This window comes from Methylocystis sp. Uni0008 (assembly GCF_056838045.1).
The window spans coordinates 2,928,411-2,945,630 of record NZ_CM166370.1; the positions used below are offsets into that span (position 1 = coordinate 2,928,411).

Annotated in this window: 20 protein-coding genes and 1 other RNA gene; 12 read left to right on the forward strand and 9 right to left on the reverse strand. The window is 62.8% G+C overall.

Annotated elements, in window-relative coordinates; genetic code table 11:
* The first annotated feature begins 84 nt into the window (after positions 1 to 84).
* Together AC0X69_RS14665 and AC0X69_RS14670 are read left to right on the forward strand one after the other, a co-directional pair.
* A complete protein-coding gene (locus tag AC0X69_RS14665; RefSeq protein ID WP_482608523.1) occupies positions 85 to 1,656 on the forward strand; it encodes an arylsulfatase in 1,572 nt (523 codons plus the stop codon).
* A gap of 96 nt (positions 1,657 to 1,752) precedes the next feature.
* Positions 1,753 to 2,163: a hypothetical protein gene (locus AC0X69_RS14670; protein WP_482608524.1), complete on the forward strand. Its 411-nt coding sequence runs from the start codon at positions 1,753 to 1,755 to the stop codon at positions 2,161 to 2,163.
* Positions 2,164 to 2,246: 83 nt separating this feature from the next.
* Here AC0X69_RS14670 and AC0X69_RS14675 read toward each other — a convergent pair whose 3' ends face one another.
* From AC0X69_RS14675 to AC0X69_RS14700, 6 genes are all read right to left on the reverse strand, one after another.
* Positions 2,247 to 2,498, reverse strand: a complete 252-nt coding sequence (locus tag AC0X69_RS14675; RefSeq protein WP_482608525.1) for a ribbon-helix-helix domain-containing protein — start codon at positions 2,496 to 2,498, stop codon at positions 2,247 to 2,249.
* The gene (locus tag AC0X69_RS14680; RefSeq protein WP_482608526.1) at positions 2,495 to 2,689 is read right to left on the reverse strand and encodes a DUF4169 family protein; all 195 of its coding nucleotides are present in this window, start codon (positions 2,687 to 2,689) and stop codon (positions 2,495 to 2,497) included. Before AC0X69_RS14680 ends, AC0X69_RS14675 begins: the two co-directional genes overlap by 4 nt.
* On the reverse strand, positions 2,689 to 3,324 hold the full coding sequence (locus tag AC0X69_RS14685) for an SspB family protein (RefSeq protein ID WP_482608527.1): 636 nt from the start codon (positions 3,322 to 3,324) through the stop codon (positions 2,689 to 2,691). The genes AC0X69_RS14680 and AC0X69_RS14685 overlap by 1 nt, the downstream gene beginning before the upstream one ends.
* A gap of 101 nt (positions 3,325 to 3,425) precedes the next feature.
* Positions 3,426 to 3,784: a transfer-messenger RNA gene (gene ssrA / locus AC0X69_RS14690) on the reverse strand.
* Positions 3,785 to 3,862: 78 nt separating this feature from the next.
* On the reverse strand, positions 3,863 to 4,468 hold the full coding sequence (gene pth / locus AC0X69_RS14695) for an aminoacyl-tRNA hydrolase (RefSeq protein ID WP_482608528.1): 606 nt from the start codon (positions 4,466 to 4,468) through the stop codon (positions 3,863 to 3,865).
* Between the two features lie 63 nt (positions 4,469 to 4,531).
* Positions 4,532 to 5,173, reverse strand: a complete 642-nt coding sequence (locus AC0X69_RS14700; protein ID WP_482608529.1) for a 50S ribosomal protein L25/general stress protein Ctc — start codon at positions 5,171 to 5,173, stop codon at positions 4,532 to 4,534.
* A 382-nt stretch (positions 5,174 to 5,555) separates the two neighbouring features.
* Between AC0X69_RS14700 and AC0X69_RS14705 the strand changes: the two genes are divergently transcribed.
* Both AC0X69_RS14705 and AC0X69_RS14710 read left to right on the forward strand, forming a co-directional pair.
* Positions 5,556 to 5,750: a hypothetical protein gene (locus AC0X69_RS14705; RefSeq protein WP_482608530.1), complete on the forward strand. Its 195-nt coding sequence runs from the start codon at positions 5,556 to 5,558 to the stop codon at positions 5,748 to 5,750.
* A 290-nt stretch (positions 5,751 to 6,040) separates the two neighbouring features.
* Complete coding sequence (locus tag AC0X69_RS14710) at positions 6,041 to 7,060, forward strand: COG3904 family protein (RefSeq protein WP_482608531.1); 1,020 nt, start codon at positions 6,041 to 6,043, stop codon at positions 7,058 to 7,060.
* Positions 7,061 to 7,065: 5 nt separating this feature from the next.
* On the opposite strand, the gene aspS is transcribed toward AC0X69_RS14710, so the two are convergent.
* Positions 7,066 to 8,847, reverse strand: coding sequence for an aspartate--tRNA ligase (gene aspS, locus AC0X69_RS14715; RefSeq protein ID WP_482613410.1), 1,782 nt, complete (start codon positions 8,845 to 8,847; stop codon positions 7,066 to 7,068).
* A gap of 124 nt (positions 8,848 to 8,971) precedes the next feature.
* Positions 8,972 to 9,250 (reverse strand): DUF1192 domain-containing protein, encoded by a 279-nt coding sequence (locus tag AC0X69_RS14720; RefSeq protein WP_482608532.1) that lies wholly within the window; start codon positions 9,248 to 9,250, stop codon positions 8,972 to 8,974.
* A 133-nt stretch (positions 9,251 to 9,383) separates the two neighbouring features.
* Between AC0X69_RS14720 and ppdK the strand changes: the two genes are divergently transcribed.
* Positions 9,384 to 12,062: a pyruvate, phosphate dikinase gene (gene ppdK / locus AC0X69_RS14725; protein WP_482608533.1), complete on the forward strand. Its 2,679-nt coding sequence runs from the start codon at positions 9,384 to 9,386 to the stop codon at positions 12,060 to 12,062.
* 100 nt (positions 12,063 to 12,162) lie between these two features.
* Here the strand turns inward: ppdK and AC0X69_RS14730 are convergent, their stop codons facing one another.
* The gene (locus AC0X69_RS14730) at positions 12,163 to 12,834 is read right to left on the reverse strand and encodes a cyclic nucleotide-binding domain-containing protein (RefSeq protein WP_482608534.1); all 672 of its coding nucleotides are present in this window, start codon (positions 12,832 to 12,834) and stop codon (positions 12,163 to 12,165) included.
* Between the two features lie 105 nt (positions 12,835 to 12,939).
* Here AC0X69_RS14730 and AC0X69_RS14735 point away from each other — a divergent pair, with 105 nt between their 5' ends.
* From AC0X69_RS14735 to AC0X69_RS14760, 7 genes are all read left to right on the forward strand, one after another.
* Complete coding sequence (locus AC0X69_RS14735) at positions 12,940 to 13,356, forward strand: secondary thiamine-phosphate synthase enzyme YjbQ (protein WP_482608535.1); 417 nt, start codon at positions 12,940 to 12,942, stop codon at positions 13,354 to 13,356.
* Positions 13,357 to 13,508: 152 nt separating this feature from the next.
* Complete coding sequence (locus tag AC0X69_RS14740) at positions 13,509 to 14,789, forward strand: cell wall hydrolase (protein WP_482608536.1); 1,281 nt, start codon at positions 13,509 to 13,511, stop codon at positions 14,787 to 14,789.
* A 174-nt stretch (positions 14,790 to 14,963) separates the two neighbouring features.
* Positions 14,964 to 15,491 (forward strand): DUF488 domain-containing protein, encoded by a 528-nt coding sequence (locus tag AC0X69_RS14745; protein ID WP_482608537.1) that lies wholly within the window; start codon positions 14,964 to 14,966, stop codon positions 15,489 to 15,491.
* On the forward strand, positions 15,415 to 15,819 hold the full coding sequence (locus AC0X69_RS23430) for a DUF8758 domain-containing protein (RefSeq protein WP_510175242.1): 405 nt from the start codon (positions 15,415 to 15,417) through the stop codon (positions 15,817 to 15,819). Before AC0X69_RS14745 ends, AC0X69_RS23430 begins: the two co-directional genes overlap by 77 nt.
* Before the next feature lie 71 nt (positions 15,820 to 15,890).
* Positions 15,891 to 16,451, forward strand: coding sequence for an ISAs1 family transposase (locus tag AC0X69_RS14750; protein WP_482608538.1), 561 nt, complete (start codon positions 15,891 to 15,893; stop codon positions 16,449 to 16,451).
* Positions 16,436 to 16,735 carry a hypothetical protein gene (locus tag AC0X69_RS14755; protein ID WP_482608539.1) on the forward strand — a complete coding sequence of 100 codons (300 nt, stop codon included), beginning with the start codon at positions 16,436 to 16,438 and terminating at the stop codon, positions 16,733 to 16,735. Before AC0X69_RS14750 ends, AC0X69_RS14755 begins: the two co-directional genes overlap by 16 nt.
* A 46-nt stretch (positions 16,736 to 16,781) precedes the next feature.
* Entirely contained in the window at positions 16,782 to 17,219 is a 438-nt protein-coding gene (locus AC0X69_RS14760) for a hypothetical protein (protein WP_482608540.1), read from the forward strand.
* Position 17,220: the final 1 nt, after the last annotated feature.

Here is a 17,220-nt window from a genome sequence, read left to right on the forward strand (position 1 = left end):
ACGGTTCGGTTCAGGCTTGTCGAAGCCTAGGAGAATGCTATCTGCGTGAGCAGATGACAAATCTCTGGCAAGAGAGGGAAGCTCATGCGGCTAGCTGCGGTTTTTACGCTCGCGAGCGTGTTGGCGAGCCCGTTCGCTTTTGCGCAAGCGGAGACGAAAAAACCCCATATCATCGTCATTTGGGGCGACGACATCGGACAGTCGAACATCAGCGCCTATACGAACGGACTTATGGGCTATCGTACGCCCAACATCGACTCCATCGCTCAGCAGGGGATGATCTTCACGGACTATTATGGCGAACAGAGTTGCACCGCCGGACGCGCCTCTTTCATTACGGGGCAGAGCGGATTGCGCACGGGGCTGACCAAAGTCGGCCTGCCGGGCGCAGACCTTGGATTGCGCAAGGAAGACCCGACGATCGCCGAGCTTTTAAAGGCGCAGGGCTATGCAACGGGCCAGTTCGGCAAGAACCATCTCGGCGACAAGGACGAGTTTCTGCCCACGGCGCATGGCTTCGACGAATTCTACGGAAATCTCTATCATTTAAACGCCGAAGAAGAACCCGAACTGCCGGACTATCCCAAGCCCAACGATCCTGAATTTCCCAATTTTCGCAAGAATTATGGCCCGCGGGGCGTGATCCACAGCTTCGCGACGGCGAATGGCGGTCAGAAAGTCGAAGACACGGGGCCGCTGACCAGCGAGCGAATGGAAACCATCGACGACGACGTCGCCGCTCGGGTCGTCGATTTTCTCGACAAGCAGGTGAAGGCGAATAAGCCTGTTTTTCTGTGGCTGAACTTCACCCACATGCATTTTCGCACCCACGTAAAGCCGAAAAGCGTGGGCCAATCCGGGCGCTGGAACGGTCCATACGCAGATGTGATGATTGATCACGACAAGAACGTCGGGACAATTCTTCAAAAGATCAAAGACCTCGGGATCGACGATCAAACGATCGTCTTCTATTCGACCGACAACGGCCCACACATGAATTCCTGGCCGGATGCGGCGATGACGCCCTTCCGCAACGAAAAGAATTCCAACTGGGAGGGCGCCTATCGCGTGCCGGCGATGGTTCGCTGGCCTGGCAAGATCAAGCCGGGTTCGGTGTCCAACGAGATAGTGTCGCATCTTGACTGGCTGCCGACTCTGCTCGCCGCCGCCGGCGTGCCGGACGTCAAGGAAAAATTGCTTAAGGGCTACAAGATCGGAAAATCGAACTACAAAGTCCATCTCGATGGCTATAATCTGCTGCCCTATCTGACTGGCGAGGAAGCGAAGAGCCCGCGAAAGGAGTTCTTCTATATCTCCGATGATGGCGACCTGACGGGACTTCGCTTTGACAATTGGAAGTTCGTCTTTTCGGAACAAAGAGCGGCCGGGACTCTGAAAGTTTGGGCCGAGCCGCTGACCAATCTTCGCGTGCCGCTGATTTTCAACCTCCGCATGGACCCCTATGAACGCGCCAACATAACGTCAAATACCTATTACGACTGGCTGTTGGATCATGCGTTCATGCTGATCCCCGCCCAAACTTATGTCGGCGAATATCTGGCGACATTCAAAGACTTCCCACCTCGACAGAAAGCCGCGACCTTCTCGATCGACCAAGTCTTAGAAAAGCTGAAGCGACCGCTGCATCGCGATTGAGGTGTTGTCAGGCGAGGCGTCTTTGAGTTCCGTGCGTGGCGATCATTCGGCCGGCGGCGACTGATTGGACGCTTGTAACAGGCAAGGCGTGCGCACATGCCCTTCAAAATGTCGACCTTTGTGTTTTGGTCAGGCGTTTATAACGCCGTCTTGGCCTCGTTTTTGACCTTCCCACCGCTTTATCGGGCGATTGGACTGAATATCTGTTCGCCAGTGTGGGGATGGCTCGTTGCAGGATTTCTTGCTTACACCGGCGTCGTGCTGATTTTCGCCTCGCGAAATCTGAACCAGCGCGGCGCATTGGTCTATTGGGAATCGTTTCTCCGCTATGTCGCGGCGGTCGTGCTCATTCCGGCTGGCGTATTCGGCGACGTTGGTTTGATTGCCGCTCTGCTGGGTTTCGGCGACCTCCTCATAGGCCTCGTTTACGCATTCGCCCTGCCGAGAGAGCTTGGCGTGTCAAATCGCGCCTTGCTTTTCGCAGAGCCGATTGACGCCAAAAACTAGCCGGCCGAACCAGAGCAGGGGAGCGACGACTTTCGGCGAAGTCGGGACGTTCCTTGCGGCTTTGGCCTGTAGCATGGGGGAATTCAAAAACGCCCCAGCGCCCGCTCCAGCACGAAGACCCGCAGCGCGGAGGAGAGATTCGCGTCGCCCCGTCCCGCGTCGACGCGGGCGATGAGCGCCGCGAGCGACACGCCCTCCTGCGCGGCGATGTCTTTCAGCGCACGCCAAAAGGCGTCTTCGAGAGAGACGCTGGTGCGATGGCCGGCGATGACGACCGAATGTTTGACAACGCGGCGGGAAGTTGCGTCCTGTGGCGCGTCCTGCGCCTCGCTCACGCCGGGTCGTCCGCTTCGCGCGTCCGCTTGTGTCCCTCGAGCCGCGCGCTTTCCAGCCGCGCCTGCGCGTCGGTCAATCGCCGCTCGGATTCGCTGCGCCCATGAACGACGCGATTCGATTCCGCCGCTTCTTCCTTGGCGCGGCGGTCGCGCTGTTTGCGCGCGCGGCGCAGATTGACGATTTCGCCCATCAGGGCTTCTTGCGGAACGCGTCGATCGAGACGACCTTCTCGTCGCCGTCTTCCTTGGTTTCGACCGGCTTCAGTCTTCGCGGCTTCTCGGCGCTCGGCGCCTTGTTCGGCTCCGCTTTGGGCGGCTCCGCTCTGGCGGAATCAGACTTAGCAGGCTCGATCTTGGCCGGCTTGAAGTCTCTTGCCGGTTCGGGCTTTCTGGCGACGAGGCTCGGTCCCGGCGAAGGCGCATCCTCCTCCTTCTCCTCTTCCTCCTCCATGTCCTCGGGCGACTCTTCGTCGCTCTCGAAGCGCAGGCCGAACTCGACCGCGGGATCGAAGAAGCCGGTGACGGCGGAGAAGGGCACGTAGAGGCGCTCGGGAATCGAGCGGAAGGACAGGGTGACGCCGAAGCCTTCGTCGTCGACTTCGAGACTGGAATATTGGTGCTGCAGGATGATCGTCAGCTCGCGCGGCCATTGCTCGGCAAGGCGCCGCGAGATCGTCACGCCTGGCGCGTCGGTGCGGAAGCTGATGGTGAAGTGATGGTCGCCCGGCAGATAGCCGCTCTCGGCGACGTCGCTCAGGACTTTGCGCATGACGCCGCGCATGGCGTCCTGAACGAGAAGATCGTAACGGATAATGTCTTTGGCCATTGCGTCGCGCCAGACTGCCATCTTCATGGTCGACGGGCTGCCGCATCCGACCATCATGTTTGCCGCGCTTGGCGTCACGGCTGCGCGGCGCGATTGAATTAAGTGGAGGCTTCTGTTGCCAGGCGCCTCCGGACCCCGCCTAGAAGTGCAAACCCCTAGGGCTTAATTCCCAGTTTGGGCGCTGCATTACGCAGCGACGGCCACCGGAGCATAGTTGTCGTTGGCAACTATAAGGTTTGACCCGATAACGGCGGTATCATGCCGAGCGAAAAATCACCCTTTACGCCCTCGTCGATCCTATTTCGCCCCCGCCGAAACCCGCCGAGTTGACGGGCTTGGGTGGAGGCGCCGGGTACCGCCCCCGGGTCCGAATGGTTTATTACGGTGTCCGTTTATCGCCATAGCCGCCGCAAGCGACGGCAGATTGAATATAGGCGCATGCACGATTTTGTGAAAGGGGCCCCCGCCGTATGCACAGGTTCCTTCGGCGGCTGACGCGAACCGTGCCGGCTGCGTCGTCGAAGGCGAAGCCCGCCGCTTACGCTTCGCCGACGCGCTTAACCGCCCCGAAGCCTTTCGCCTCCATGGCGAGATGCAGCCGGTTCTGCAGGCCGGCGTCGTCGCCCTTGACGATGAGTCCGGCGTTTTCCGCCAGCGCGTCGCACAGCGCCGCCACCCAAGGCTCCTCGCTCTTGGCGAAATCGCTGAGCACATAGGCGTGGACCAGCCCCTTGTCGCCGGGGTGGCCGATGCCGAGCCGCAGCCGCTTATAGTCGTTGCCGATATGCGCCGAGATCGAGCGCAACCCGTTGTGTCCCGCGACTCCGCCACCGGTCTTGATCCGGCATTTGGCCGGCGCGAGATCGAGTTCGTCGTGAATGACGACGACGTCGTCTGGTCCGATCTTGTGAAATCGCGCGGCCTCGCCGACGGAACGGCCGCTGTCGTTCATATAGGTCTGCGGCTCGAGCAGCATGACGCGCTCGCCGCCGATCGTCCCTTCGCTGACGAGGCCCTGGAAACGCGCCCGCGCCTGCGGAAAGCCGTGCCGTTTGGCGATCGCTTCGAGCGCCATGAAGCCGATATTGTGCCGGTTTCTGGCGTAGGCGCGTCCGGGATTGCCGAGTCCGACAAGGAGCAGCATTGGAGCCTCTGACATAAAAATGGCCGGGCGAACCCGGCCATTACCACGGCAAGCTTTGCAGGCTTACTTCTTCTTTTCTTCCTTGGCGGGAGCAGCCGCAGGCGCGGCCGCGGCCGGAGCCTCTTCCTCGGCGCCGCCGCCCGCGGGCGGGGTCAAGCTCGCCACGGTGAAATTCTTGTCCGGATTGGTGGGTTTGCAGCCCTCCGGCAGCGGGATCGCCGAGATATGCAGCGAATCGTTAAAGTCCATGCCGGCCAGGTCGGCGGTGAGGGCTTCGGGAATGTTGTCGGCCGGCACCCACATCTCCACCGTGTGATAGACGATGTTGAGCGCGCCGCCGCGCTTCAGACCCGGCGAGGCTTCCTGATTGACGAAATGCACCGGCACCTGCACCCGCAGCCGCGAACCTGGCTTCAGGCGCAGGAAATCGACGTGGATCGGCGTGTCCTTGACGACGTCAAGCTGATAGTCGCGCGGGATCGCGCGCTCTTTCTTGCCGTCGATGTCCAACTCGAAAATCGTCGTGAGGAAGTGCCCGGCGAAGATCAGTTGAGAGAGGTTCTTCTTGTCGAGCGAAAGCGGCTGCGGCGCTTCGCCGCCGCCATAGAGCACTCCTGGAATGCGGCCCTCACGGCGAACGCTGCGGGCGGCCCCCTTGCCTGTCCCGCTGCGCACCGTGGCCGCGAGCTTCTTGGTCTCGGCCATGTCGGTGTCCTTCATGTCAAAAGAAAAGGCGCTGCTTCGCCTCCAGGGGTGTCGGAAACGCAGGCGCCGCGGCGCTTATAGGCGAGCGCGGCCGCAGAGGCAAGGCAAAGGGCCGAAACAGCCAGGCGACCCCTTTCCGATCGCGGCCAGCGCCTCATATGGCCGCAGATCGCTCGCCTTTTTGAGCGGCATGGCGCAGCCGCGGCAACGTTCCGGCTGCAAGAGAAAGGGTTCGAACATGCGTACTCTGGTGACTTGCATCGCGCTTCTTGGGCTCGTCGGCTTGGCGGCGACCCCGGCCCAGGCGGACCGTCGGCTAACTGGTCAGGAGAAATCAAGCCTGCGATCGGCGATGAGGGACATGGGATGTTCCGGCGGCAAGATGGAATTTGACGACGGCAAATTCGAAGTCGACGACGCCAATTGCCGCGGCAAGCGTTACGACCTGACGTTCGATCGCGACTTCAAGCTGACGAACAAGGAGTTCGAAGGCAGGGCCGGCCGAAGCTATTACGGCAGCGGCCGCTATGACCGGCGCGACAACAGGCGCGGCACCATGCGCAACAACGCCTATTGACGCATCGTTAAGAGGATCCCGCCCGCGCATAGGCGCGTCGCCCTCTTGGGGGCGGCGCGCAGCGGGCGGGGGATCGCGTCGGCCTTGTAGTTTGTCGCGCGCGGCGAGGCGCGCTCGCGGCAAGTAAAGCTTAGATTTATCGCTGACTTAAACTCCACAAGGCCATTTCATCTTGGATTCGGGAGCAAGGTCGCGGGCTTTTCAGCTCTAGCGCGACCGGAAGCTTTATTGTTTTATCTCACGATTGCGATTTGCGGTTTGTGGGACGTCGAATGTTTGGGCGAGAGTTTTTGATTTTAGCGTTCGGATGGGCGCTGATCGTTTCTCACGCGGAGGCGCGACCGAAGGCGCCCGATTTCGGCCCGCCGATGCGCATTCTGATCGTGCGCGGCGCGGGTCCCGAGTGTCCGACGAAATGCCCTGAATGGATCTCCCTGGAAGGGGCGATTGTGAAGGAAACGCCCGCGCTGTTTCGCAAGGCGCTGGAACAGGTCGGCGCTCGAAAGCCGCAAGTGCTGATCAGCTCCGGCGGCGGCATGGTTGACGCCGCAATGGAGATGGGCCGGATGCTGCGCGCCAAAGCGCTCGACGTCAGCGTCGCGCGCACGCTCGTCGAGCCGCCGGCGGAGAACGCGGCGCCTAGGAAAACGCCACAGTCCGCCATCGCGGTCCTAGAGGGCGGCAGCCCCTCCGTCAGCGGCACCTATTGCGCCTCGGCCTGCCCCTTGCTGCTTGCGGCCGGCAAGGCGCGCCACGTTGCGCTCTACGCGCGCGTCGGTCTGCACAAGATGGTCATTCCGGAGCACGACGAGACGCAACATGTGCGTTACTTCAAGACGCGCACGCTGATGCTGGGCGACCAGGTGATCTCGAAAGAGACGCGCGTCGTCGGCGAGCAGGACGTGGTCACACACATCGGGCGCCATTCGACCTCGGAGAAGGACTATCGCAAGGTCGCGGCCTATCTCGATGAGATGGGACTGCCATCGGCGAAGGTGGTGGCCTTCATGCACAAGGCGTCGCCGGACGGCATGGTCTGGATGTCGCGACAGGGTCTCGCCGACACATTGCTTGCGACCGACGCCCAGACGCCCGAGGCGGCGCTCGGTCTTACGCCTAAGGTCGTCGCGCCGGCTCCGGCTGGAGAGGCGCCGCCTGCGAGCGGTTCGCGTTTTCCGCTTAGCATCGGGCAACTCGGCGCGCTCGGCGTGATCGCGCTCGCCATGTTTGCGGCGATGCTGATCTCGTTCCGGCGCGGCGGATGGCTTGGCGGCGCGGACCACCGCCGCGATCCGCCTCCGCTGTCGTAACGCGTCTACGCCTTGTTTTCCGGCAAGTTCAGCCTGATGTGCAGTTCGCGCAGATGCTTCATCGTCGCTTCCGACGGCGCGCCCATCAGCAGATCCTCGGCGCGCTGATTCATCGGGAAGAGCGTCACTTCGCGTAAGTTTTCCTCTTCCGCGAGCAGCATGACGATGCGGTCGACGCCGGGCGCAATGCCGCCATGCGGCGGCGCGCCATATTGGAAGGCGCGATACATTCCCCCGAATTTCTCGATCAGCACGTCTTCGCCATAGCCGGCGATCTCGAACGCCTTTTTCATGACGTCGGGCCGATGATTTCGGATCGCGCCGGAGGACAGCTCCACGCCATTGCAGACGATGTCGTATTGATAGGCGAGGATCGTGAGCGGGTCCTGGGTCTCCAGCGCCTCCATGCCCCCCTGCGGCATGGAGAAGGGATTGTGCGAGAAGTCGACCTTCTTGTCGTCCTCGTTCCACTCATACATCGGGAAATCGACGATCCAGCAGAATTCGAAGACGTCCTTCTTCGCCAGGCCGAGTTCGTCGCCGATGCGCTGCCGCGCCATGCCGGCGAGCCTTGCGGCGGCGGTCTCTTCGCCGGCCGAAAAGAAGACTGCGTCGCCCGCCTTGACGCTCGCCTTGGCGGCGATCGCGGCCTGCACGTCGGCCGGAATGAATTTGGCGATCGGGCCTTTGCCGGCGAGCGCGCCGTTTTCTTCTTCAAAGATCACATAGCCGAGGCCCGGCGCGCCTTCGCTGCGCGCCCAGTCGTTCAGCTTGTCGAAGAAGCTCCTCGGCTGGGCGGCGGCGCCCGGCGCCGGGATGGCGCGCACGGTCTTGCCGCGGAACGCCTTGAAGCTCACGTCCTCGCGGGCGAATTCCTCGGACACGTCGGCGATGATCAGCGGATTGCGCAGATCCGGCTTGTCCGTGCCGTATTTGAGCATCGACTCGCGGAAGGAAATGCGGGGGAATTTCTGCGTGACCGCCTTTCCGTCGGCGAACTCCTCGAACAGCCCGCGCAGCACCGGCTCCATCGCGTCGAAGACGTCGTCCTGCGTGACGAAGCTCATTTCGACGTCGAGCTGGTAGAACTCGCCGGGTGAGCGGTCGGCGCGCGCGTCTTCGTCGCGAAAGCAGGGCGCGATCTGAAAATAGCGGTCGAAGCCGGCAACCATGATGAGCTGCTTGAACTGCTGCGGCGCCTGCGGCAGCGCGTAGAATTTTCCCGGATGCAGGCGCGAGGGCACGAGAAAGTCGCGCGCGCCTTCGGGCGATGAGGCGGTCAGGATCGGGGTCTGGAACTCGAAGAAGCCCGCCTGCTTCATGCGCGTGCGGATCGAGTCGATGATGCGGCCGCGCAGCATGATGTTTCGATGCAGCTTCTCGCGGCGCAGATCGATAAAGCGATATTTGAGGCGCGTGTCTTCGGGATATTGCTGATCCCCGAAAACCGGCAGCGGCAATTCGGCCGCCGGGCCGAGGACCTCGATTTCGCTGACGTAGACCTCGACCTGTCCCGTCGGCATGTCGGGATTTTCGGTGCCGGCGGGGCGCTTCCTCACCTCGCCGTCGAGCCGCACGACCCATTCGGAGCGGAGCTTTTCCGCCTGCGCGAAGGCTGGAGAATCCGGGTCCACGACGCATTGCGTCAGGCCGTAATGGTCGCGCAGGTCGATAAACAGCACGCCGCCATGGTCGCGAATGCGATGGCACCAGCCGGAGAGTCGGATTTTTTCGCCGACAAGCGCCTCATTGGGCGCGCCACAATTATGCGAACGATAGCGATGCAAGGGCCGGCTCATCAGGCTTTTGGGTTAATAGGGATCGCGATCCTCGGAGGATCTGGCGTTTTCGCGCGCAGAAAGGGCATGGGCCGTCGCCGGCTGTCAAGCCGAGCGCCGCCGGTGTGAAAGGCTATTTCTTGAAAAAGGCGTCCGCCGCGGCGCTTGCCGCCTGTTTCGCGGCGCGGGCGGCCTCGAGCCGCGCGATCTCCTGCCGCAATCGCTCGATGCGCTCATCGAGTTCGGCGATCGAGAGAAGATCGAGCGGCTGGCCGATCTCGAAAGCCGCGGGACGACGCGGCGCCTCATCCTCATCGCTCTTCATGGACGCGCGGCCTCGGCTGGATTTCTTCGATCGCTGGCCAAAATAGCGCTCAAGGAGCAGTGCGCCAACCTTGTCGACGCGCGTCATTTGAGCGTAATTTCCGGCGCGCTTGATGGTCCGCGACGGCGGGGCGTCGGCGGCCGCTCAAGCGCCGGCTGGAAGCGCCCATGACGCCAGGCGCGCGTTCGCCGCCCGCCTCTCTCGCCGGACGAAAATACCTATGACCAAGTGGGTTTACAGTTTCAGCGCCGGTCGGTCCGAAGGATCGGCGTCGATGAAAGAGCTGTTGGGCGGCAAGGGAGCCAATCTCGCGGAAATGGCGGCGCTCGGACTGCCGGTGCCGCCCGGCTTCACCATCACCACCGAGGTCTGCGCCTATTTTTACGCCAACGGCAAGACGTTTCCCGCCGATCTCGCGGGGCAGGTCGATGAAGCGCTCGCCGAAATCGGCCGCATCGCCGGACACGCCTTCGAGGACCCACAGTGGCCGCTGCTCGTCTCCGTGCGTTCCGGCGCCCGCGCCTCGATGCCGGGGATGATGGACACGGTGCTCAATCTCGGCCTCAACGACGAGACAGTTGAGGCGGTGGCGCGCAACTCCGGCGACGAACGCTTCGCCTGGGATTGCTACCGGCGCTTCATCGAAATGTATTCGTCCGTCGTGCTCGGCGTCGAGCATCACGAGTTCGAGGAAGCGCTGGAGCATTTAAAGGAGAGCAAAGGGTTCGCGCTCGACACGCAGCTCTCCGCCGACGATTGGCGCAAGGTCGCCGGGCAATACAAGGCGATCGTCGAAAAGTCCGCGGGCAAGAGCTTTCCCCAGGATCCGCGCGAGCAATTGTGGTGCGCGATCAAGGCTGTGTTCTCATCCTGGATGAACAATCGCGCGGTCGTGTATCGCAGCCTGCATAACATCCCCGAGAGCTGGGGCACCGCGGTCAGTGTTCAGGCCATGGTGTTTGGCAATATGGGCGCGCAATCGGCGACCGGCGTCGCCTTCACGCGCAATCCCTCGACCGGCGTGCGCGAGCTTTACGGCGAATATCTCATCAACGCGCAGGGCGAAGACGTCGTCGCCGGCATTCGAACGCCGCAGCCGATCGCACAGTCCGCGAGTCACGCCTCCGGCTTTGAGAAGATTTCCCTGGAAGCGGCGATGCCCGCAATCTTCGCGGAGTTCAAGGGATACGCCGACAAGCTCGAACGTCATTTCCGCGACATGCAGGACATGGAGTTCACGGTCGAGCGCGGCAAATTATGGATGCTGCAGACCCGCGCGGGCAAGCGCACCGCGCGCGCGGCGCTCAAACTCGCCGTCGACATGGCGCGCGAAGGCCTGATCGGCAAGGACGAGGCGATCACGCGCGTCGAGCCGCAGTCGCTCGAGCAATTGCTGCATCCGACGATCGATCCGGCGGCGAAGCGCAACATTCTCGCGACCGGCCTCCCGGCTTCGCCCGGAGCGGCGGTCGGCGAAATCGTCTTCGATCCGGAGGAGGCCGCGAAGCTCGCCTCGAACGGGCGCAAGATCATCCTCGTGCGCATCGAGACGAGTCCCGAAGACATCGGCGGCATGCATGCGGCGGAAGGCATCCTTACCGCGCGCGGCGGCATGACCTCGCACGCGGCCGTCGTGGCGCGCGGCATGGGCAAGCCCTGCGTCACCGGCGCCGGCGCGCTGCGCATCGACTATGAGGACCAGAGCTTCACCGTCGCCGGCAAGCGCTTCGGCAAGGGCGAGCGCATCACCATCGACGGCTCGGCCGGCCAGGTCATCGCCGGCGAAGTGAAGATGCAGCGGCCGGAGCTCACCGGCGAATTCGCCGTGCTGATGTCCTGGGCGGACCAGAAGCGCCGGTTGAAAATCCGCGCCAACGCCGAGACGCCGTCCGACGCGCGCGCCGCGCGCCGTTTCGGCGCCGAGGGCATCGGTCTCGCGCGCACCGAGCACATGTTCTTTGAAGGCGAGCGCATCGTCGCCGTACGCGAGATGATTCTCGCCGACGACGCCGAGGGGCGCCGGCTCGCTCTGGCGAAGCTGCTGCCGATTCAGCGCGAGGACTTCAAGCAGCTCTTCGAGATCATGTCCGGCCTGCCGGTCACGATCCGCCTGCTCGATCCGCCTCTGCATGAATTCCTGCCGCATTCGGACGCCGAGATCGCGGCCGTGGCGCGGGCGATGGGCGCCGATCCGGTGAAGCTGCGCCGGCGCGCCGCGCAGCTTTCCGAATTCAATCCGATGCTCGGCTTTCGCGGCGTGCGCCTCGCCGTGATCTTCCCCGAGATCGTCGACATGCAGGCGCGGGCGATTTTTGAGGCGGCGATCGAAGCTTCTCTCTCGACAGGCGAACCCGTCGACATCGAGATCATGGCGCCGCTCGTCTTCACCCGAGCGGAGCTCGATCTCGTCAAGGCGCGGGTCGCCGCGATGGCGAAGCTCGTCGAAGACGAGACCGGGATCAGGCCGAACTATCATGTCGGCACGATGATCGAACTGCCGCGCGCGGCTTTGCGCGCAGATGACATCGCGCCCTCGGCGGATTTCTTCTCCTTCGGCACCAATGACCTCACGCAGACGACGCTCGGCATTTCCCGCGACGATTCGGGCTCGTTCCTCAACGCCTATGTGGAAAAGGGGCTGCTGCCGGCGGACCCGTTCGTGACGATCGATCAGGAAGGCGTGGGCGAGCTTGTCGCGCTCGGCTGCAAACGCGCCCGTCAGGCCAATCCCACCATTACGCTCGGGGTCTGCGGCGAGCATGGCGGCGATCCGACGTCCGTCGCCTTCTTCGACAAGATCGGCTTCGACTATGTGTCCTGTTCGCCGTTCCGCGTGCCGATCGCGCGGCTCGCCGCCGCCCAGGCGGCGCTCGGCGAAAAGGCCTCGAGCACGGCGTGATCACCGATAAATCGGCAAAGGTGCGGAGCGGCCTTGCGTGGATGCCCGCGACGAGCCGCGGGCATGACGCGGGAGAGGCGTTGAGTGGACCGCCCCCCGCCTACGTGCTCTCCAGCTCCTCGTCGCGATGGTTCATCTCGAAGCGCCGCACGATCAGCCGCACGAGATACAGACCGAATTCGGGGTTCTGAAAGTAGAGCTGCTCGAACTGCTCATAGGTGATGACGAGCAGCCGGACGTCGCTCTTGCAACGCGCCGTCGCGGTGCGTTTGCCCTTCGTCGTAAAAAGCGCCATTTCGCCGAAAATGGCGCCGGGCGAGAGAATTGCGCCGCGTTCGACGATCTCGATCTGGCCTTCAACGACGACGAAAGCCTCATCGGCTTCGTCGCCCTTCATGAAGACCGCTTCGCCGCGTCTTAGCGCCCGCGGATGCATGAAGGGCTTCAGCCATTCGATGTTCAGGTCGCTGGCGTTCGCCTCGCGCACGCTGGCGATCAGCCGGCGCATTTCGCGCATGCGGGTGAAGTTGAGCGGCAAGTTGATCGCATGTTTGGCGATGGTCGGCGGGCTCGCGATGATGAGTCCCAGAGTCACGCCGAGAACATTGCCGAGCATCGCGGTGATGCGCAGCGGGATCATGCGCTTCATGTAAGCCGCGCCGACGACCGTGGACGCCTCAGCCCAGGCGAGCGCGGTCAGCGCGACCCCGCCGACCGTCTTTCCCGTGTCGGAGGCGGCCCAGTTCGTCAGCGTATCGATCAGTTGAGACATTATGGCTTCCATTCTCACGCGGCGCTTAACCTTTGCGCGCGATCAAGACAAGCGATCAAACGGCCTGGGACTGGACTTTCCCATGCGCTTTCGCACATTCGCTTCATGCGACAAACGGGCCGAATGCTGCGGATCGACACTTCGGGGCGCGGATTCTACGAATTCACCGAGAACCTTCGCGACTTTGCGCGCGGCGCGCGCATGGCTCAGGGGCTGCTGACCATTTTCTGCCGTCACACCTCGGCCTCGCTGCTCATTCAGGAGAACGCCGATCCCACCATTCTGCGCGATCTCGAAGCCGTCTTCGAGCGGCTGGCGCCGGAGGGGGCGGATTACGCGCATGATACGGAAGGGGCCGACGACATGCCGGCCCATATCCGCGCCGCGCTCACGCAGACGCAGCTTTCGATTCCGCTCATCGGCGGCGCCCTGGCGCTTGGAACCTGGCAGGGCGTCTATCTTTTCGAGCATCGCCGCCGGCCGCACGGGCGCGAGATCGCGCTGCATCTGATCGGCGAGTGATCATGCGCCATTCTGGCACGCCACCCGTGACAGGCCGGCAACGGTTCCGCAAGGCTAATGAACGATAAGATTTTACGAAAGATCGCATCCGGGGTGGCGCGGCGCGAAATCGCGACGCCTCGCGAGACGCGCCGCCGCACATGGATCAGTCTATGCGTCGTCAGTCGAGAACGCGTGTCGTGCGCAGAGGGATCGCGCCCTGGGTTTTCAGCGTAACGGCGCCCTGGGCGCTGGGCGTCGGCATGCTGGTCTCTTTCACCGCGGCCGCAGGACAGGACCCGATCGCCGACTGGAAGGTCTCTCCGCTTGCGGCGCGCGCCCCAGGGGCGCTGTCGCTCGGCTTCAGCGAGGCGGCGAGCGGCGATTACGGCTTTTACGGCCAGACCCGCGCCCAGATTCAGGAGGCGCGTCTCATCGTCGGCGCGCCGGAGGAGAACGGCGGGGCTCCCGACGAGCGCGAGCCGCATGTCGACCTCAAGCCCGACGTGAAGCATTTTCCGCAGGTCGATCGGCGGCATAAGGGCGACCCGGTGGTCGCCATGCGGCCCGGCTTCGAGACGCGGCGCCCGCAACCGGCCAATCTGGGGCTGAGCGGCTCGCCGGCGCTTTCCTTCGGCATCGAGGGCAAGTCGACCCGGCCGACGGCCACGCCGCTGCCGCCACGCGGCAGAACCCCGGGCGACGAGGCGCTGGAAGAAGCGGACGCCGGCGCCGCTCCGGAGCCGGCGACGACCCAGAAATCGACGGCCGCCGCTTCGCCTTCTCAGAGTTCGTCGATCTCGACGCCCACCGGCGCCGATTCGCCCCGTGACGCCGGGCGGCAGGCGCTCACCGAACGCGCCCTCCACGGCGCAACGCCGCAGACGCCGCGCGCGGTCGCGCTGGGGTCTTCGACGCCGGCGCAGCCGGACGCGGTGCCGATCGAAGTGTCGTCCTTCCGCGGCGCGACGCTGGCGCTCGCCGTTCCAGGCAAGGAAGAAAGCGTAACGCGGCCGGATTATGCGGCCTCGATCGATCCGGAGAAACTCGGCCGCGAAACGCGCTGCCTGGCGGAAGCGGTCTATTTCGAGGCGCGCAGCGAACCCGAGGCCGGGCAGGCGGCCGTCGCTCAGGTCGTGCTCAACCGCGTCCAGAGCGGACTGTATCCGTCAAGCGTCTGCGGCGTCGTCTATCAAAACCGCCACCGCTTCCGGCAGTGCCAGTTCTCCTTCGCCTGCGAGGGCAGGTCGCTCCGCATCACCGAAGGCGACTCCTGGGAGCAGGCGGTGCGCGTCGCCAAGGAAGTCATGGTGGGGCGGACCTATATTTCAGACGTCGGCCGTTCGACGCATTATCACGCCAACTATGTGCACCCGCGCTGGGCGCGCGCGCTCAGGAAGATGGACGTCATCGGACGCCATATTTTCTACCGGCTGAAGCCGGGGCAGACGTGACGGAGCTGTCACGCCACAGATCAGATGGCTTTTTGAGAGAAACCTTGCGCACCAGCCGGCTTGCGAGCCGCCTTTAGATGATGCCGAGAAGAAATGCCTTCACGATCAACGGAATGCTGCCCCGGTGAACCTTACGTTTAGTCGTGCGTTAACTGTGCGGGGAGCGATCCTGAAATGAACACTGTATACACTATTGGATATCAGGGAACCGACGTTGATCGCTTCATCGCAACTTTGAAGGCGGTGGGGGTGACTGTGCTCGCCGACGTTCGAGCCGTCGCAATTTCACGTAAGAAAGGCTTCTCCAAGAACAGCTTACGTGACAGGCTCAAGTCCGACGGGATCGCGTATGTCCATCTGGTGGAACTCGGCGACCCGAAATCTGGGCGTGAAGCTGCGCGGGCCGGACAATTCGCTAAATTTCAGCAAATATACACAAGACATCTGCGGACGGCCGGTTCAGTAGCGGCCCTCCAGGTGCTAGAAGACATCGCTCAGACAGACGAAGTTTGCTTGCTTTGTTTTGAACGCGACCCGTCCACATGTCACCGGACTCTTATCGCCGACCGGCTGAAAACGCGCGGGCTCGAAGTTTTCGACCTTTTTGGCGATGAGCCTGCCCGATATGTGCGCCACGCTCAAAAGCGACCGCGTCGTCATCCTCGTCAAGGCGATTCCCAATCCCAGCCAGAAGTACGGTGAAACGGTCAGTTGTGCCGGCGTGACCGCCGAAGGGCGATGGAGGCGCCTTTTTCCCGTCAGGTACCGACACCTTAAGGAATCCAAATTTCAACGTTGGGATTGGGTGCAATTTGATTATGGACCGGCGCGGTCCGACAACCGGATTGAAAGCTGTCACGTTTACGAGGATCGCTTGATGGTCACTAACACGCTCAAGCGCGCCTCAGAACGTTCTGCCCTGTTAAATCCAATTGTCCTTCCTTCCGCTTCAGAAGCTTCAGCTCGGGGTCAGAGTTTAGCGCTCATTCGTCCCCAAGCCCCCAGGGCTGTTCAGTTCTCTGAACTGTGAGGCATTTTCCCGATTCCCGGCTCGGTAGATATGTGAATCTATATGCGACAACCCGAATCGGAGGTTGTCGCATGCAGGCGTCGCTGCTGGAGATTTTGCGCGAGATACCGGACCATCGTCGGCGAGAAGGCAAGCGGTTCGATTTGGCGACCGTGCTGCTTTACTCGATCCTCGCCATGGTCGCCGGCGCGAATTCCTACCGGCAGATGCATGAGTTCATCCGTGCGCATCTGCAACGGCTCAATGCGGCGTTTGGCCTGGAGCTGCCTTATTCTCCGTCCTACACCGGATTGCGTCTGATCCTGCAAAGCATCGACCCGGCGGCGCTGGAGACGGCGTTCCGTCGTCACGCCGCGAGCTTGCCGCGTCCGCCGCAGGCAGAGGAGCTGACCGCAATCGCCGTTGACGGAAAAACGCTACGCGGCAGCTTCGACGCCTTCGCTGATCGCAAGGCCGCGCATATGATGTCGGCGCTGCGTCACGTCGACCAGATCGTGCTCGCACATGTGATGGTGGCGGAAAAGAGTAATGAAATTCCTGCGGCGCCCGAATTGATCGAAGCCTTGGGGCTGAAGGATTGCCTGTTCACGCTCGACGCCGAACATTGCCAAAAAAATTGTTCGAACGCGTGATTGCATGCGGCAATCATCTGCTGACCCAGGTGAAAGACAATCAACCCAAGCTGCGGAGCCGGCTCGAACTGGGCGCCGCGGGCCGCAAGCCGAGCGGCTATGCCAAGAGCATGGCGAAAGGCCGCAACCGTTGGGAGACGCGCGAACTGACGGTCTTTCCCGCCAAGGCGTGGTTCCGCCATACGCCTTGGGAGCCGCTGATCAAAACCGTATTGCGGCTTGAGCGTAAGCGGTGCGACCGGGACACGTCGGTCGGTTGTGGATGGCGTTACCCGGACAGTTGACCTGGGATCAGAGGAATGGCGTTGTGCCTCATAAGGAGCGACGCCGATGATGATCGAGGACCAGCTTCGTGAGCGGCTGAGGAAGATCGAGGCGCTGTATTTCGGCTCGACGAGCGCCGGCGAGCGCGAGGCGGCCGGCGCAGCGGCTGATCGGTTGAGAGCAAAGCTCGATGAGGCAGCGCGCAGCGATCCCTCCGTCGAGATGAAGTTCGCCCTGCCGGATGAATGGTCGGTGCGTTTGTTCGTCGCTCTGTGCCGACGCTATGGCGTGCGTCCCTTCCGCTATCCGCGGCAACGCCGTACGACGATCATGGTGAGAGCGCCGCGGCGCTTTTTCGACACCGTCGTATGGCGGCAATTTTCCGACCTGCACACGGACCTTTGGATCTATTTCGAGCAGACGACGGAGCGGCTGATCAAAGAGTCGATCTGCTCGGATACGAGGGACGCGGAAACGGCGAGCGAGCCGAATCTTTTGCGTTGAA

Coding starts and splice junctions, on each gene's coding strand:
- AC0X69_RS23430 (WP_510175242.1), top strand. CDS start 15,415: ATGTGCGCCACGCTCAAAAGCGACCGCGTCGTCATCCTCGTCAAGGCG.
- pth (WP_482608528.1), bottom strand. CDS start 4,468: ATGCTGCTCCTTGTCGGACTCGGCAATCCCGGACGCGCCTACGCCAGA.
- AC0X69_RS14670 (WP_482608524.1), top strand. CDS start 1,753: ATGCCCTTCAAAATGTCGACCTTTGTGTTTTGGTCAGGCGTTTATAAC.
- AC0X69_RS14740 (WP_482608536.1), top strand. CDS start 13,509: ATGCGTCGTCAGTCGAGAACGCGTGTCGTGCGCAGAGGGATCGCGCCC.
- AC0X69_RS14735 (WP_482608535.1), top strand. CDS start 12,940: ATGCGACAAACGGGCCGAATGCTGCGGATCGACACTTCGGGGCGCGGA.
- AC0X69_RS14760 (WP_482608540.1), top strand. CDS start 16,782: ATGATGATCGAGGACCAGCTTCGTGAGCGGCTGAGGAAGATCGAGGCG.
- AC0X69_RS14730 (WP_482608534.1), bottom strand. CDS start 12,834: ATGTCTCAACTGATCGATACGCTGACGAACTGGGCCGCCTCCGACACG.
- ppdK (WP_482608533.1), top strand. CDS start 9,384: ATGACCAAGTGGGTTTACAGTTTCAGCGCCGGTCGGTCCGAAGGATCG.
- AC0X69_RS14745 (WP_482608537.1), top strand. CDS start 14,964: ATGAACACTGTATACACTATTGGATATCAGGGAACCGACGTTGATCGC.
- AC0X69_RS14685 (WP_482608527.1), bottom strand. CDS start 3,324: ATGGCCAAAGACATTATCCGTTACGATCTTCTCGTTCAGGACGCCATG.
- AC0X69_RS14665 (WP_482608523.1), top strand. CDS start 85: ATGCGGCTAGCTGCGGTTTTTACGCTCGCGAGCGTGTTGGCGAGCCCG.
- AC0X69_RS14750 (WP_482608538.1), top strand. CDS start 15,891: ATGCAGGCGTCGCTGCTGGAGATTTTGCGCGAGATACCGGACCATCGT.
- AC0X69_RS14705 (WP_482608530.1), top strand. CDS start 5,556: ATGGAATTTGACGACGGCAAATTCGAAGTCGACGACGCCAATTGCCGC.
- AC0X69_RS14700 (WP_482608529.1), bottom strand. CDS start 5,173: ATGGCCGAGACCAAGAAGCTCGCGGCCACGGTGCGCAGCGGGACAGGC.
- AC0X69_RS14720 (WP_482608532.1), bottom strand. CDS start 9,250: ATGACGCGCGTCGACAAGGTTGGCGCACTGCTCCTTGAGCGCTATTTT.
- AC0X69_RS14680 (WP_482608526.1), bottom strand. CDS start 2,689: ATGGGCGAAATCGTCAATCTGCGCCGCGCGCGCAAACAGCGCGACCGC.